Annotated in this window: 12 protein-coding genes and 1 pseudogene; 5 read left to right on the top strand and 8 right to left on the bottom strand. The window is 42.8% G+C overall.

The features are described 5' to 3' along the window. Positions 1–6: 6 nt before the first annotated feature. The 5 genes from nadD to EYR97_RS05380 all read right to left on the bottom strand — a co-directional run bounded on the left by nadD (position 7) and on the right by EYR97_RS05380 (position 5707). Complete coding sequence (nadD, locus tag EYR97_RS05400; RefSeq protein WP_242634909.1) at positions 7–696, bottom strand: nicotinate (nicotinamide) nucleotide adenylyltransferase; 690 nt, start codon at positions 694–696, stop codon at positions 7–9. Positions 697–698: 2 nt separating this feature from the next. Next, positions 699–1727, bottom strand: coding sequence for a DNA polymerase III subunit delta (gene holA / locus EYR97_RS05395; RefSeq protein WP_131092806.1), 1029 nt, complete (start codon positions 1725–1727; stop codon positions 699–701). 14 nt (positions 1728–1741) lie between these two features. After that, positions 1742–2260, bottom strand: coding sequence for an LPS assembly lipoprotein LptE (gene lptE / locus EYR97_RS05390; protein WP_131092805.1), 519 nt, complete (start codon positions 2258–2260; stop codon positions 1742–1744). An 11-nt stretch (positions 2261–2271) separates the two neighbouring features. Next, the gene (leuS, locus tag EYR97_RS05385; protein WP_131092804.1) at positions 2272–4875 is read right to left on the bottom strand and encodes a leucine--tRNA ligase; all 2604 of its coding nucleotides are present in this window, start codon (positions 4873–4875) and stop codon (positions 2272–2274) included. A 268-nt stretch (positions 4876–5143) separates the two neighbouring features. Further along, positions 5144–5707 (bottom strand): SRPBCC domain-containing protein, encoded by a 564-nt coding sequence (locus EYR97_RS05380; protein ID WP_242634908.1) that lies wholly within the window; start codon positions 5705–5707, stop codon positions 5144–5146. Positions 5708–5997: 290 nt separating this feature from the next. Between EYR97_RS05380 and EYR97_RS05375 the strand changes: the two are divergent. After that, a pseudogene (locus tag EYR97_RS05375) lies at positions 5998–8395 on the top strand (Lon protease family protein). A gap of 44 nt (positions 8396–8439) precedes the next feature. Here the strand turns inward: EYR97_RS05375 and EYR97_RS05370 are convergent. Beyond that, the gene (locus tag EYR97_RS05370; RefSeq protein WP_258313200.1) at positions 8440–8574 is read right to left on the bottom strand and encodes a hypothetical protein; all 135 of its coding nucleotides are present in this window, start codon (positions 8572–8574) and stop codon (positions 8440–8442) included. Positions 8575–9089: 515 nt separating this feature from the next. Between EYR97_RS05370 and EYR97_RS05365 the strand changes: the two genes are divergently transcribed. Beyond that, positions 9090–9806 carry an MBL fold metallo-hydrolase gene (locus EYR97_RS05365; protein WP_165477982.1) on the top strand — a complete coding sequence of 239 codons (717 nt, stop codon included), beginning with the start codon at positions 9090–9092 and terminating at the stop codon, positions 9804–9806. 89 nt (positions 9807–9895) lie between these two features. Here the strand turns inward: EYR97_RS05365 and EYR97_RS05360 are convergent, their stop codons facing one another. Together EYR97_RS05360 and yhbY are read right to left on the bottom strand one after the other, a co-directional pair. Next, a complete protein-coding gene (locus EYR97_RS05360; RefSeq protein ID WP_131092802.1) occupies positions 9896–10672 on the bottom strand; it encodes an SDR family NAD(P)-dependent oxidoreductase in 777 nt (258 codons plus the stop codon). 94 nt (positions 10673–10766) lie between these two features. Then, positions 10767–11060, bottom strand: a complete 294-nt coding sequence (yhbY, locus tag EYR97_RS05355; RefSeq protein WP_131092801.1) for a ribosome assembly RNA-binding protein YhbY — start codon at positions 11058–11060, stop codon at positions 10767–10769. Positions 11061–11155: 95 nt separating this feature from the next. On the opposite strand from yhbY, the gene rlmE reads away from it, so the two are divergent. From rlmE to folP, 3 genes are all read left to right on the top strand, one after another. After that, positions 11156–11785, top strand: coding sequence for a 23S rRNA (uridine(2552)-2'-O)-methyltransferase RlmE (gene rlmE / locus EYR97_RS05350; RefSeq protein WP_131092800.1), 630 nt, complete (start codon positions 11156–11158; stop codon positions 11783–11785). A gap of 101 nt (positions 11786–11886) precedes the next feature. Continuing rightward, positions 11887–13833, top strand: coding sequence for an ATP-dependent zinc metalloprotease FtsH (gene ftsH / locus EYR97_RS05345; RefSeq protein WP_131092799.1), 1947 nt, complete (start codon positions 11887–11889; stop codon positions 13831–13833). Positions 13834–13975: 142 nt separating this feature from the next. Next, entirely contained in the window at positions 13976–14800 is an 825-nt protein-coding gene (gene folP, locus EYR97_RS05340) for a dihydropteroate synthase (protein WP_131092798.1), read from the top strand. Positions 14801–14807 lie beyond the last annotated feature (7 nt).

The following is a 14807-nucleotide window of genomic DNA, read 5'->3' as shown; positions in this document are numbered from 1 at the left end:
ACTATCTTAACTTTTATATAACTGATTTTCTTTAATATATTCAAGCACAGGGTTAGAAACCCAATTGCTCACATTTATGTTTGTATCGCTTCGAAGTTGAACATCGCTACTGGCATTGCTTGACAATGAAGCGCGTAGTTCTGTTGAAGAGATTGGAAAGAGTGGTGTTTCGACAAGTAATACTTTTCCATGTGATAACTTGTAAATCACGTTACTATCAGTGGCCACATGCTCATTCAACCATGAGCTAACGCTAGATGGCGGTGAAAACACCTCGTCATCTCTGCGCATTACCACCAAATGGCAGTAATCTAACAGCTGCTGCCACTCATACCATTTGTCTAGATTATACAGTGAATCGGCACCAATGAAAAAACAGATTGTGTCGCTGTTACTTTTACGTAGTTCACGCAGCGTTTTTACAGTGTACGAGGGCGAAGGTAACGAAAGCTCAATTAGTTCTTGTTTAAGTCGCTGATTGTGCTCACAGCACAGTGCTATCATGTTAACCCTGTGTGCTTGTGTCACGTCAACTGATTTATGCGGGGGTAATTTACACGGCATCAAGTAGACGTCTTGAATACCCAGTTTATCAGCAGCACTGAGTGCAGCCCCAATATGCCCTTGATGAGGCGGATTGAAAGTACCACCTAAAATGGCTTTTACGGCCATTTGCTCGGTTTTCGCGTTTGCCATTGTTATGCCTCTAACAGCGGTACAGCGCGAAGATCAATACCCATAAACATCATGCAAAGATGACAAAGTTCGATATATGGACGAGCGATAACATTTTGCTTAAAGGCATGATCTGCACGGGTTAATGCGCTTTGGATATCTTCAAGTTGTTGAAGACTTAAACGGTTAATCGCGCTTTGATAAAACCCTTGGCGATTGCGCCATATACCAAATTTTTGCCATTGAATTGGAGCATTAGTTTGTTGAGCTAGCTTTAATTTCCACAATTGTTCCCATTCGCGAATAAGCGCCCAAATAACAATATTAGGCTCTAACCCCTCACTTTCTAGACGATAAAGAATTTTTACGCATCGAGTCTGATCGCCATTTAGCATGACATCAACGAGCTGAAAAACATTGAAACGAGATTGATCAACCATGGCTTGTTCAATTTGCGTTTCAGAAATTGTCTGCTGAGGGTAGAGTAACGCTAGCTTATCGATTTCCTGTTTTGCTGCCAGCATGTTGCCTTCACAAAAATCAGCAATCATCCTGTTACCCGCGGCAGAAACGTTAAGTTGGTGAGCGTGCAGTTGTTGGTTTATCCAAGAGCTAAGCTGTTTACCTTCAAGAGGGTAGCAGTGAACAGCAACACCGATTTCATCAAGTACCTTGTACCATTTGCCGCGTTGAACGTCTTTGCCAATTTTCGGACCGTGAATTAACAATAAAATGTCGGGGTTAATCTGCGCGGCGACCTCTTGTAATATTTTGCTTCCTTCAGTTCCTGGCTTTCCCGTAGGCAATTCTAATTCAATAAACTGAAGATTAGAAAAAAGCGACATACTTTGTGTCGCTTCAATTAATTGATTCCACGAGAAACCACTTTCAGCAACAAGTACAGTACGTTCCTCGAATCCACTAGATTTTGCTTTTGCGCGAATTTGCTCAATAACGTCAAACTTCTGCTGAGGTTCATCACCGAATACCAGATAGCAGGGACGCAGTGACTTTGAAATGTCTTGATGAAACTGGTTGGGATATATCTGCATACTATCAGGAGAAACTAAGGCGCATTTACTGCAGCTACAGCTTGGCTAGATAGACGACGTATTATAATGTCGGCCGCTTCATCACGCATTTCATCAAGCATGAGTTCAAGTTCACGTGACTTAGCTAATACTTGATCGGGGTCGTCTTGATAGTCGCGTACCACTTCGAATTGCGCCATTAGTGCTTCTTTTCCTGGAAATTGCACGCGATAGCGAACTATATATATCAGCTCATATTCTGCAACTTGACCTGATGGGTAGACAGACAATAGTTGTCTTTCTAGCTGTTCAGGTAGCAAATAAATATGGATGCTATTTGCCGTTGTAGACAGCGCGCTTTTATCGACGCTATTGAGCCCATAGACATTTAAGTGTTTATCCAGAGCACGCGCCAAAGGCGCATGTGCTCTGGCACTGTCAATAGCTACCGTATTGATATTATCAGGAAGGCTTGGCCCACTGCGCAGGTGAAAACCACAACCTGACAACAAGGTTGAAACCGACAATACTGCAGCTATGACGTACTTTTTCATTTAATGGCTACCTAGTTAGCAACAATGTTTACCAATTTACCTGGCACCACGATAACCTTACGGATCGTTTTACCGTCAATAAATTGCTGTACGTTTTGCTGAGCTTTCGCCGCATCTTCAATGGCTTCTTTGCTTGCATCGGCAGCAATTGTCATTTTTGCACGCACTTTGCCGTTAACTTGAACGATAATGAGCTTTTCATCTTCTACCAATGCTGCTTTATCAGCGTTTGGCCAAGGCGCAACATCAATATCTTGCTCGTGACCCAATACTTTCCAAAGCTCATGAGCAATGTGTGGCGTAATAGGGTTAAGTAACAACAATACTGACTCAACAGCTTCACGCATAATGGCAATATCTTGCTCGTTTTCTTGCGGCGCTTTTTGTAAATGGTTCAACAGTTCCATGATGGCCGCTACTGCGGTATTAAAGGTTTGGCGACGACCTAAATCATCAGAAACCTTCTCAATAGTTTTGTGAACTTCACGGCGAAGCGCTTGTTGGTCTTTTGACAATGCATTAACGTCAAGTGCCGCAGGAACACCATTTTCTACGTGTTCAGTAACGAGTTTCCAAATACGACGTAAGAAGCGATTGGCACCTTCAACGCCAGAATCAACCCACTCTAGTGTTTGTTCTGGTGGCGCAGCAAACATTGTAAATAGACGAACAGTATCAGCACCGTATTGGTCAATAACTTCTTGTGGATCGATACCGTTGTTTTTCGACTTAGACATTTTAGTCATACCGCCGTGAATAACTTCTTCACCATCAGCAGTAAGCCATGCTTTTACAATACGGCCTTTGTCATCTTTCTCTGTACTCACTTCGGTTGGTGAATACCATGTCTTTTTACCAGATGTATCCTCACGGTAATAAGAGTCAGCCAGAACCATACCTTGGCAAAGCAGACGTTTAAATGGCTCGTCTGAGTTTACAAGACCTTCATCACGAAGCAATTTATGGAAGAAACGCGAATACAACAAATGCAAAATAGCGTGCTCAATACCACCAACGTATTGATCAACCGGTAACCAGTAATTTGCAGATGTTGGGTCAAGCATAGCGTCGTTGTTGTTTGCACACGCATAACGTGCGTAATACCAAGACGACTCCATAAAGGTGTCAAACGTATCTGTTTCACGTAGTGCTGCTTCGCCGTTGTAGGTTGTTTTGGCCCACTCTGGGTCGGCTTTTATCGGTGACGTTACACCGTTCATTTCAACATCTTCAGGCAGAACAACCGGTAGTTGATCGGCTGGTACTGGTACAGATTCACCGTTTTCCAAATTAAGCATTGGAATTGGCGCACCCCAGTAACGCTGGCGACTCACACCCCAATCGCGTAAACGATAGTTAACTTTGCGCTTTCCGCAACCTTTGCTTTCTAACTCGTCAGCAATGTTGTTAAACGCGTCGTCGAAGGTTAGGCCATTAAACTTGTCAGAATTGATCAAGCTGCCTTTTTCTGTATACGCCGAAGCACTGAGGTCGCAGCTTTCTTCATCACCTGCTTTAGGTGCAATAACTTGTTGAATTGGTAAGTTGTACTTAGTCGCAAACTCCCAGTCGCGTTGGTCGTGACCTGGTACAGCCATCACCGCGCCTGAGCCATAATCCATTAATACAAAGTTAGCTACCCAAATTGGAAGTTTTTCACCCGTAAGAGGGTGTATGACGTCAATGCCTGTAGCGCAACCTTTTTTCTCCATCGTGGCCATTTCTGCCTCAGCCACTTTGGTGTTTTTGCACTCTTCAATGAAGGCGGCAAGTTCTGGATTAGATTCAGCAGCAAATTCTGCAAGAGGGTGCTGCGCAGCTACCGCAACATACGTTACGCCATAAAAAGTATCTGGACGCGTAGTGTAAACCGTTAAGTCAGCAATGTTGTTAAGACTTTCAGCCAAATTAAAAGTAATTTCCACACCTTCAGAACGACCAATCCAATTTGCCTGCATAGCGCGCACTTGATCTGGCCATTGCTCTAGCTGTTCAAGATCGCTTAAAAGCTCTTCAGCGTAGTCGGTAATTTTAATAAACCACTGTGGAATTTCTTTTTGCTCAACTAATGCACCTGAGCGCCAGCCACGGCCATCGATAACCTGTTCATTGGCTAATACGGTTTGATCTACTGGGTCCCAGTTTACAGTTGCGTTTTTCTTGTAAACTAGACCTTTTTCATACAAACGTGTGAAGAACCATTGCTCCCAACGATAGTAATCTGATTTACATGTGGTTACTTCGCGGTCCCAGTCATAGCCAAAACCCAAACTGCGAAGTTGAGTTTTCATGTAATCAATATTGGAATAAGTCCATTTTGCAGGAGCGGTATTGTTGTTGATTGCCGCATTTTCTGCCGGAAGACCAAAGGCGTCCCAACCCATAGGTTGCAATACGTTTTTACCCTGCATGCGCTGGAAACGGCTAATTACGTCACCAATGGTGTAGTTGCGCACGTGGCCCATGTGGAGTCGTCCACTTGGGTAAGGAAACATAGACAAACAGTAGAATTTTTCTTTATCTACGTCGTCGTTTGCTTTGAAAGATTGATTATCTTCCCAGTATTGCTGAACGCGTTGTTCTATTTCTTTCGGGTTGTACTGATTATCGGCCATGAAACTTAGGCTTCCGCATTAAGAGTTAAAACGTTTTATTATCGGTGTGTATGGCATTTAGCTGTTTGCTTATAGAAAGCGAAAAAAGCGCAAGGCTACCGATTGAACATACATATAGCCTTATAGAATACCCCAGCGTTAAGCTATGCCTCAATAGCTTAACGCAGACTTCAGCTATTTTTATTGCTGCTTGCTGGAAAAGTAACCATCTTTTAGCGCGTTAGGGTGGTTTAGAGATGCGGTTTGTAAATAGAAATAGGAATTGAGTTTAATTATCGTTACTGAATGTGGTGAGTGCATTCAATTGTTGGGCTTGAACTTTGTCTACCACTTTTACTAGTCCTTGCGCCTGCTCTAATGATGCAAATTTGCCTGAAAAGTGAATATTGCCAGAGGCATGATAGGTTAACGTAACTCGTGTCCCTGAATTGCTGCCATCAGCAATAGGCTCAAATTGCCAGGTGAGGGCGCCATACATTCCCATCTCTTGAAGTGGCCCTAATCCACCAGTCATGACCACTTTTTTGTTGGGCTCTAGGTAACTGACTTGCATGTGAGCTGCACTATTAGTTTCACTTTTCTCACAGAAGCAACCACCTGCAAATTCATCAATACTCAGCGTACCATTCCACCATGTATGGTCTTTTGGCCACCACATATCTACATGCTGAATAAAATGAGAATAAACCACTTCCACCGGCGCGTCGCTCTCACTGGTGTTAGAAATTGAAAAGCCTGTGTTGTTCGCATAGTTAATGTCTGCTTTTACCTGAGTAATAATCGTCATCCCGAAGAAAAGCATCGTCATTGTTTTGAATAAAGGTGTTTTCAAGAATAGGTTCCTCCTAGTTGAGTCGTTAATCTGATAAAACTAACGTTACGCATAACTTGCACTAACCGCTACTTAATTTTACTGCCAAGCATTATTGTAAACGCATTTGTGTAAATGCTCATGCAATAGGCTCTGCAATTCCACTTATACACTAAGCTAAAATAGGGAATGTACAATTATGGATGAATCTTGTGCAATTGACAGGCTAATACGCTGCCAATACCGATAAGGGTTTGACACGCATGCCAATTAGCGTTTCACTTACGCTAAAGAAATTAAGACAGAAACATATGCTGGTAGACACCACCCATTTTGCGCTAGCCGTTGACGATTTGACACCTTCTCTTAATCGTCGCGCTATTAACAGTGCACTTAAAGATGACGAAGCACTCAACGCCACATTTATTGGTCAAGAGCGTGCGCGCGAAGCCCTCACATTTGGCTTGGGCATAGATACCAAAGGTTACAATCTTTATGTAATGGGAGAGCCTGCAACAGGTCGCTTTACTTTGGTAAAAGACTATATCGAGCGTCAGGTTACGCAGTCTCGCGCACCAGATGATTGGTGCTACATCAATAATTTTGATGAAGAGCGCGAACCGGTTGCTTTGTGTTTCCCGCCCGGTGGGGGCAAAGCATTTCAAAAAGATATGGCATCCCTTATAGATGACGTTCTCGATTCGCTACCTATTGCATTTGACAATCCAGGGTATCAACGACGTCGTGCATCCATATTGCGTGAATTTGATCAGAAATATCAAGGTGCAATTGAAGCGGTTGAGCGATATGCGCAAGCCAACGATGTTGCTTTATATGAGGAAGAGGGGGTCTATTACTTTTTCTCCGATTATCGATGGTAAGCCTATAAGCGATAGCGAATTTGCGTTGCTGAGCGAAGCGCAGCGGGATACGTTTTACACAATTATTGATGAGCTTGAAAACCGTCTAAGTGAAAACCTGCTTAGTCTGCCCACATGGAAGCGGGAAAACACAGAGCGCTTACGTGAGCTTGATAAAACAACGGCAGAGCAGGGCATTAAGCCATTACTAAAATTGCTTGAGCACAAATATGCCGCAGAGCTTGGTGTAATGAAGTACCTCAAGCAGCTAAAAACAGCGCTGGTTAATGCTATTTTAGTGATCCACAGTGAAGAGCAAAAAGAAGAGAAGAGTGACGACTTCGACAAAAAAATCTTTTTGGAAGAACAATTTTTACCGAATGTGCTGGTTTCCAATAAGATAGACGATGCTGCGCCGGTTATTTACGAACCGAATCCAACTTATCAAAACTTATTTGGAAAAATTGAATACACCAATATTCATGGCAGTGTATTTACTAATTATAGAATGATACAAGCCGGTGCATTACACCGAGCCAATGGTGGATATTTATTGCTGGATGTGGACCAACTAATAGAACAACCCTATGTGTGGGACACCTTAAAACTTGCCATAAAATCAACACGTTTGCGTATGGATTTACCACAACAAGACGTCGGCATGGTGAATAATATCACGCTTAATCCTCAGCCAATTGACCTTAACGTAAAAATTGTACTGCTTGGTTCCCGTGATTTGTATTACACCTTGCAAGATTACGACGATGAGTTCGATGAACTGTTCCGTGTGTTGGTCGACTTCGACTTGGAAATTCCTGTTACACGGCATGCCTTGTTTGACTTCGTTGGCAAGGTACGCGCCCATGTGAAATCCTTAGGGTTGGAAGGCATCACTACCAATGCAATGTGTCGCCTAGTTGAATATTCATTACGCATGGCAGAGCACAAAGAAAAATTATCAGCGCATTTTGCTGAAGTGATCGAGTTGGTGAATGAAGCTTACTATTATTGTAAAAAAGCCAACGCAACTGTGCTTGAGCTCGATTACTTAAAAACCGCGCTCAGTGCCAAAAAGCGCCGAACTGGCCGCGTTAGCCAAGCCTTACTAAATGACATAAAAGAAGGGCATGTACTTATTGCTACCGAAGATAAAGCGGTAGGAAAAGTGAATGGTTTAACTGTTTTAGATATCGGTGATACTGCTTTTGGTACGCCTGCTCGTATTACTGCAACGGTGTTTGCAGGGGCAAGCGGCGTAGTTGATATCGAGCGGGAAGTCGAGTTAGGGCAACCTATTCACTCAAAAGGCGTTATGTTGCTAAACGGCTATCTGGGTAACAAGTATGCGCAGCATTTCCCCTTAACCCTTTCTGCGAATATTGCACTAGAACAATCCTACGGTCATATTGATGGTGATAGTGCCTCTTTAGGTGAACTAGTAGCACTTATATCGGCGTTAACCGAAATACCCTGTTTGCAAACTCTGGCGATCACAGGCTCCATAAATCAGTACGGTGAAGTACAAGCTGTGGGCGGTGTTAATGAAAAAATTGAAGGCTTTTTCGATTTATGCCAATACCGTGGGCTAACCGGTACTCAAGGTGTCATTATACCCAAATCTAATGCTATCAATCTGGTATTAGATGCCACAGTAATAGATGCGGTGAAAAAAGGGCTTTTTCACATATACACGGTAGAAACCGTAGATGATGCCCTTAGTATATTGATGGAGCAAGAAGCGGGTAAAATTAGTAGTAAAGGGCGTTACCCTAAAAACTCAATTAATTACCACGCGGTGAACCGTTTGTACAATATTGCTCTTATTGTCAGCGGTGGTGACGGCGAGTAATCTCGGACATTAGCTTTCTGCCCGCAAGGCAGCAAGCTAATGTACTAATGAGAAAAACCCATCTCTCTGGCATTGTCGATACCAGCAATTAACCACCAAACCACAAACATCAGTGAACTGAGTAAAAGGTGGGATAGTACGAATTTCAAATATACCGAATCGTTATCACGTTTATTCATCTGTAGTCTCTATGGCGGTATCTACAATTCCCGCCAATCAACCCCAAGAAAAGCAACCATTGAACGCTGAGCCTAGTAAATAAGTCCGGTCCCAATGGCCGCTCCTTGTAAAAAGGCTCCATTTACATTTTCTATTTCTTCTTGTGACAGTACGATCATATCCATAGTTAATGCCTCACTTTTTTCTTCGATTAGGTCCCAATTGGGTCTAACTAGCATTAGTGATTAAGCACTAGTTTTGAACTGAACTTAGTAACTGATTTTCTGTGTTTGAAGACCGACGACATTCAAATAATAAAAAATGAGACCGAACTACGAAACTGGTATGTAAGTAAACTCGCAGTTTACTTATGCTCGACGTATATTTGTACTTATTCTTATAAAGACAGTGTCTTATCAGTGACAGATCAATATACACTTAAATAGAATGAGGAAGCGCGTTGAAATATAGAAAGTTAATGCTTTGGATGTGTTTTTTGTTGTTTAGCAATGTTGTGTTTTCTAACGAAATTATAGTGCAAAACGTATCTTCTAATGTTTATGTACTTACCGGTAAGGACTATGGAACAAACATAGGTTTAATTGAAATAGCGGATAAATTGATATTAATTGACCCTATGCCGGGTGAAACGCATTTTTATCAACTCGACAAAACAATAAATGAAATTGTTGGGAAACGTCCATCATATATACTTAATACTCATAACCATTCTGACCACACTGGTGGCAACGCCTACTTTAAAAGTAATGGCGCACAAGTACTAGAAACATCTCCTATTGCAGATAGCGTTCAAGCAATTGGTGTAAATTCACATTCTTCTAAAGATACACTCTACTATTTGAAAGGTAGTAATATCCTGTTTGTTGGCGACGTTTACGACACAAGCTGGCATCCAACATTCTATTCGGGTGGAACTAAAGGGTTTAACGAAGCAATAGAAACTATCCTAAATATTGCGGATGCACAAACAATAATAGTACCAGGTCACGGCCCGATTGCTAACAAGGCTGCATTGGTAACGTTTCGAGATAATACTAATGCGTGGATAGAACGAATTTCATATCTTCATTACCAGGGCTTAAGTACTGAGATGATAATGAAAGACGAACAAGCGTTGACAATATTGGAAATGTTTAGCGCGAATAACAAGTCGCCGGTTTTACCTGAAAAAGCAATTTCTAGGTTTATAGATCGCACAATTTCAGTGGTAGAAAGCGAACACAAACACTAATCTTGATGTTAACAGTTTAAAGGTTTAAAAGATTAAGAAAGGGAGCAACGTCTCCCTTTTAAAAATAAATCCAATCAAAGGCTAATCGATTATTTTGGCGGCATGCGCAAGCCGCCATCTAAACGGATAGTCTCACCATTTAGATAACTGTTGTTGGCCATGTGAATAACCAATTTACCAAATTCTTCTGGTAGTCCTAAGCGTTTCGGAAATTGTACATTAGCCGATAGGGCATCTTGCACTTTCTCTGGCATTGCCAAAAGCATTGGCGTTCCCATAACGCCAGGAGCAATAGTGTTTACGCGTATACCCAAAGGTGCGAGGTCACGAGCCATAGGTAACGTTAACCCAATAATACCGCCCTTACTTGCTGCATAGGCCGTTTGACCAATTTGGCCCTCGTAACCTGCAACCGATGCCGTGTTAACAATTAATCCACGCTCACCTTCGTCATTAAGCGGTGCTTGTTTGGCCATTGCAGCAGCAACTAAGCGTGCCACATTAAAGCTGCCCACAAGATTAATGTCTATAGTAGTTTGAAAGTCACCAAGGGGGGCAGGGTTGCCTTCTCTGTCTAATAAGCGCTTTGCTGGTGCAATACCTGCACAGTTAACTAATAGTGCAATAGAGCCAAATGCTTGAGCTGTGGCATCTATAGCATGTTGAACTTGCGCTTCGTCGCGTACGTCAACTTTTGAGAAAAGTGTGTTGTCTGCACCTAACTCTTCTACGCGTTTTGCACCTAACTCTTCGTTTAAATCGAATAGGCTTACGTTAGCGCCAGCTGCACGTAGTGCAATTGCAGTTGCGTGCCCAAGACCAGAGCATCCACCAGTTACAATGGCAGTGAGGTTGTTTAGTGTCATGATATTCCCATTTTGTCACTATTATTAACGTGATGTTAACGGGAAGTAAGAAGAAAAACCACGGTGCCGATAGGGATCGGCACCTTTAAAGCGCTTATTTTGGCAACTGAATTTTACAGTCTTCGCTTTGACGATAAATAATCAAGGTATGACCAATTACCTGCAGTTTTTCTGCACGAGTTTCACGAACGATGGCATCCATGATAAGCGCTTTTTCTTCGCGATCATCCGTTGGCACCTTAACTTTAATTAATTCGTGATGATTTAGAGCATTGTCAATTTCTGCAACAACACCCTCTGTTAGGCCGTTTGCACCAAGCTGTACAACAGGTTTTAATGGGTGTGCGAGGCCTTTTAGAAATTGCTTTTGTTTGTTTGAAAGTTTCATGAAGTGATAATTCTTACAATTAATCTGTTAGTTTATGCTTGAAATAACGTATTCTAACGCCATCTTCTCTACAATCCTAATGACATTGTATTGGAATGACAAAAAAGAAACACTCCGCCAGCAGTAAACGTTGGCTAAAAGAACACTTCGACGACCACTATGTGCAAAAAGCCCAGAAGGAGGGTTGGCGATCTCGTGCTATCTATAAACTGGAGGAAATCCAGCAAAAAGATAGGCTTATAAAACCAGGAATGACACTTGTTGACTTAGGTGCCGCGCCCGGGGGCTGGTCGCAACTTTCTGCGCAGCTTGTTGGTGACAACGGACAGGTTATTGCGTGTGATATTTTGCCGATGGACCCCATAGTGGGTGTCGATTTCCTTCAAGGCGATTTTCGAGAAGATGCCGTTCTTGAAGCATTGTTGAACAGAATTGGCGGAAAAACCGTAGATATAGTGTTGTCTGATATGGCACCAAACTTAGCTGGTAATTCAGCTGTTGACCAATCGCGCTCAATGTACCTTTGCGAACTTGCGCTCGATATGTGTCATCAGGTGTTAAAACCAGGTGGTTCATTCGTCATAAAAGTCTTCCAAGGGGAAGGTTTTGTTGAATTTATGAATGCGCTTAAGCAATCGTTTACTACAATTAAAACACGTAAGCCAGACTCGTCCAGATCACGTTCTCGTGAGGTGTATTTGGTGGCTTGTGGGTATAAAGTGTAGTAGTCTTTGGAATAAGCGGTTTTCGTTGCGAACTTTTCTGGTTGTTCAATAGTCAAATTGTTGAATTACCCAGCAGTTCGGGTTTATAGAGGTTAGTAGCATTGAGCGATATGGCAAAAAATTTAATCTTATGGTTAGTCATCGCCGTTGTATTAATGTCAGTTTTTCAGAGCTTTTCACCGAGTGAATCGTCTCGTTCACAAACTGACTACACAACGTTTTTAAGAGAAGCTGAACAAGGAAATATTCGCGAAGTTCGCATTAATAATAGCGGCGAAATTCGTGGAACCAAACGTTCAGGCGAGACATTTCAAACCTTCGTACCTTACTTCGATGACAAGTTAGTATCAGACTTGGTTAAAAACGACGTAAGAGTGTATGGCGAACCACCAGAAGAACAATCTCTTCTTACATCAATCTTCATTTCTTGGTTCCCAATGCTGTTGCTTATCGGTGTATGGATTTTCTTCATGCGTCAGATGCAAGGCGGTGGTGGTCGCGGTGCGATGTCGTTTGGTAAGAGTAAAGCGCGACTGCTTGGCGAAGACCAAATTAAGACTACATTCGCTGACGTAGCTGGCTGTGATGAAGCTAAAGAAGACGTGTCTGAATTGGTTGATTTCTTGCGCGATCCTTCTAAGTTCCAGAAACTTGGTGGCAAAATTCCAAAAGGCGTACTTATGGTAGGGCCTCCAGGAACCGGCAAGACGTTACTTGCTAAAGCGATTGCAGGCGAAGCAAAAGTTCCTTTCTTTACCATTTCAGGTTCTGACTTCGTTGAAATGTTTGTGGGTGTGGGTGCATCGCGCGTTCGTGATATGTTTGAGCAAGCGAAAAAAGCAGCGCCTTGTATTATCTTTATCGACGAAATTGATGCCGTTGGTCGCCAACGTGGCGCAGGTTTAGGTGGCGGTCACGACGAGCGTGAACAGACACTTAACCAAATGCTAGTTGAAATGGATGGTTTTGAAGGTCACGAGGGCATAATTGTTATTGCTGCGACTAACCGTCCTGACGTACTAGACCCTGCGTTACTTCGTCCTGGTCGTTTTGACCGTCAAGTAGTAGTGGGCTTACCAGACATTCGCGGCCGTGAACAAATTCTTAAAGTACACATTCGAAAAGTACCAGTTGCAGATAATGTTGAACCGTCTGTTATTGCTCGCGGAACACCAGGGTTTTCTGGAGCAGACTTAGCGAACCTTGTGAATGAAGCGGCTTTGTTTGCTGCGCGTGGCAATAAGCGTTTGGTTTCGATGGAAGAGTTCGAAAAAGCGAAAGACAAAATCATGATGGGCTCTGAGCGTAAGTCTATGGTGATGTCTGAGCCTGAGAAAGAAATGACGGCTTATCACGAAGCGGGTCACGCCATCGTGGGTAGACTAGTTCCAGAGCACGACCCAGTGTACAAAGTGTCTATTATTCCTCGTGGTCGCGCATTAGGTGTAACTATGTACTTGCCAGAGCAAGATCGTGTTAGCCACTCTAAACAGCACTTAGAAAGTATGATTTCTAGTTTGTTTGGCGGTCGTATAGCAGAAGCGATTATTTATGGTGACGACAAGGTAACAACAGGTGCGTCTAACGATATTGAGCGCGCAACTGAGATTGCCCGTAAGATGGTAACGCAGTGGGGTCTTTCTAGTAAGATGGGTCCAATGCTTTACGCTGAAGACGAAGGCGAAGTGTTTCTAGGCAAGTCGATGTCAAAAGCGACGAATATGTCTGATGACACAGCGCGAGCTATTGATGCGGAAATCAAATCACTAATTGACCGTAACTACGAGCGTGCACAAAAGATCCTAGAAGAAAACATCGACATTCTTCATTCAATGAAAGATGCATTAATGAAGTACGAAACCATTGATGCAAAACAAATTGACGATCTTATGAAGCGTACGGATGTTCGTCCTCCTGCAGATTGGGATGACTCTGCATCTTCTGGTGGCGACAAGCCAAGTGGTGGTGCGCCGGTACGTGAAGGTGAAATTAAAAACGATGGTGTTGACAAACCATCTGTTGGCAAGCCAGGTGATTTACCTAGCTAAGCAGCTAACGTTACTAAAAAACGCCAGTTAATCTGCGTTTTTGTTTAACGGCTGTTAATGTTTGTTGTATCGCAATGATAAACAAATGCCGTCCATTCTTTTTTCAGTAGTTTGTAAAACAACATAGTCTAGCGAGAAATTCATGCAGTTTGGTAGCCATAACATCAGCCTTTCTGAACCTCAAATAATGGGGATTTTAAACGTTACTCCTGATTCCTTTTCAGATGGCGGTAAACACGCCAACGTGAAGCAGGCGCTATCCCATGCGTTAAAGATGATAGATGAAGGGGCAACATTTATAGACATCGGCGGAGAGTCGACTCGCCCAGGCGCGCAAGATGTATCGCTTCAAGAAGAGTTAGACAGAACCATCCCCATCATTGAAGCGCTAGCCGCTAACAGTGAATGTGTAATTTCTATAGATACCAGTAAAGCTGAAGTCATGCGTGAAGCCGTAAAAGCAGGCGCTGGTCTAATTAATGACGTAAAGGCGTTACAAGCACCGGGCGCGCTAGAGGTGGCCGCAAAGTCGGAAGTGCCAGTTTGTCTTATGCATATGCAGGGGGAACCTCGCTCAATGCAAGTACAGCCCGAATACTGTAATGTAGTGAAAGAAGTAAATGATTTTCTTCTGGAAAGAGTAAATGCTTGTTTAGTTGCTGGGATACCCAAAGAGCAAATATTAGTCGACCCTGGCTATGGTTTTGGTAAAACCATTGAGCATAACTATACGCTTGTTAAACATTTACCAGAGATTATGGCACTCGGCTACCCTGTGCTTGTGGGTATGTCGCGAAAGTCTATGATTGGAAATTTACTAGACAGAAAGGTAAATGAACGCTTGGCTGGCAGTATAACCCTCGCTACAATTGCCGCTCAAATGGGGGCACATATAATTCGCGTGCACGATGTTAGAGAAACCGCAGATGCGGTTAACATTGTAAAAATGCTGAAGACGATAAAATAAGGAATAA

Source organism: Alteromonas sp. KUL42 (genome assembly GCF_006538325.1).
GTDB lineage: Bacteria > Pseudomonadota > Gammaproteobacteria > Enterobacterales > Alteromonadaceae > Alteromonas.
Note: the sequence above shows the minus strand (reverse complement) of the source record. Positions and strands in the feature narration are given on the sequence as shown.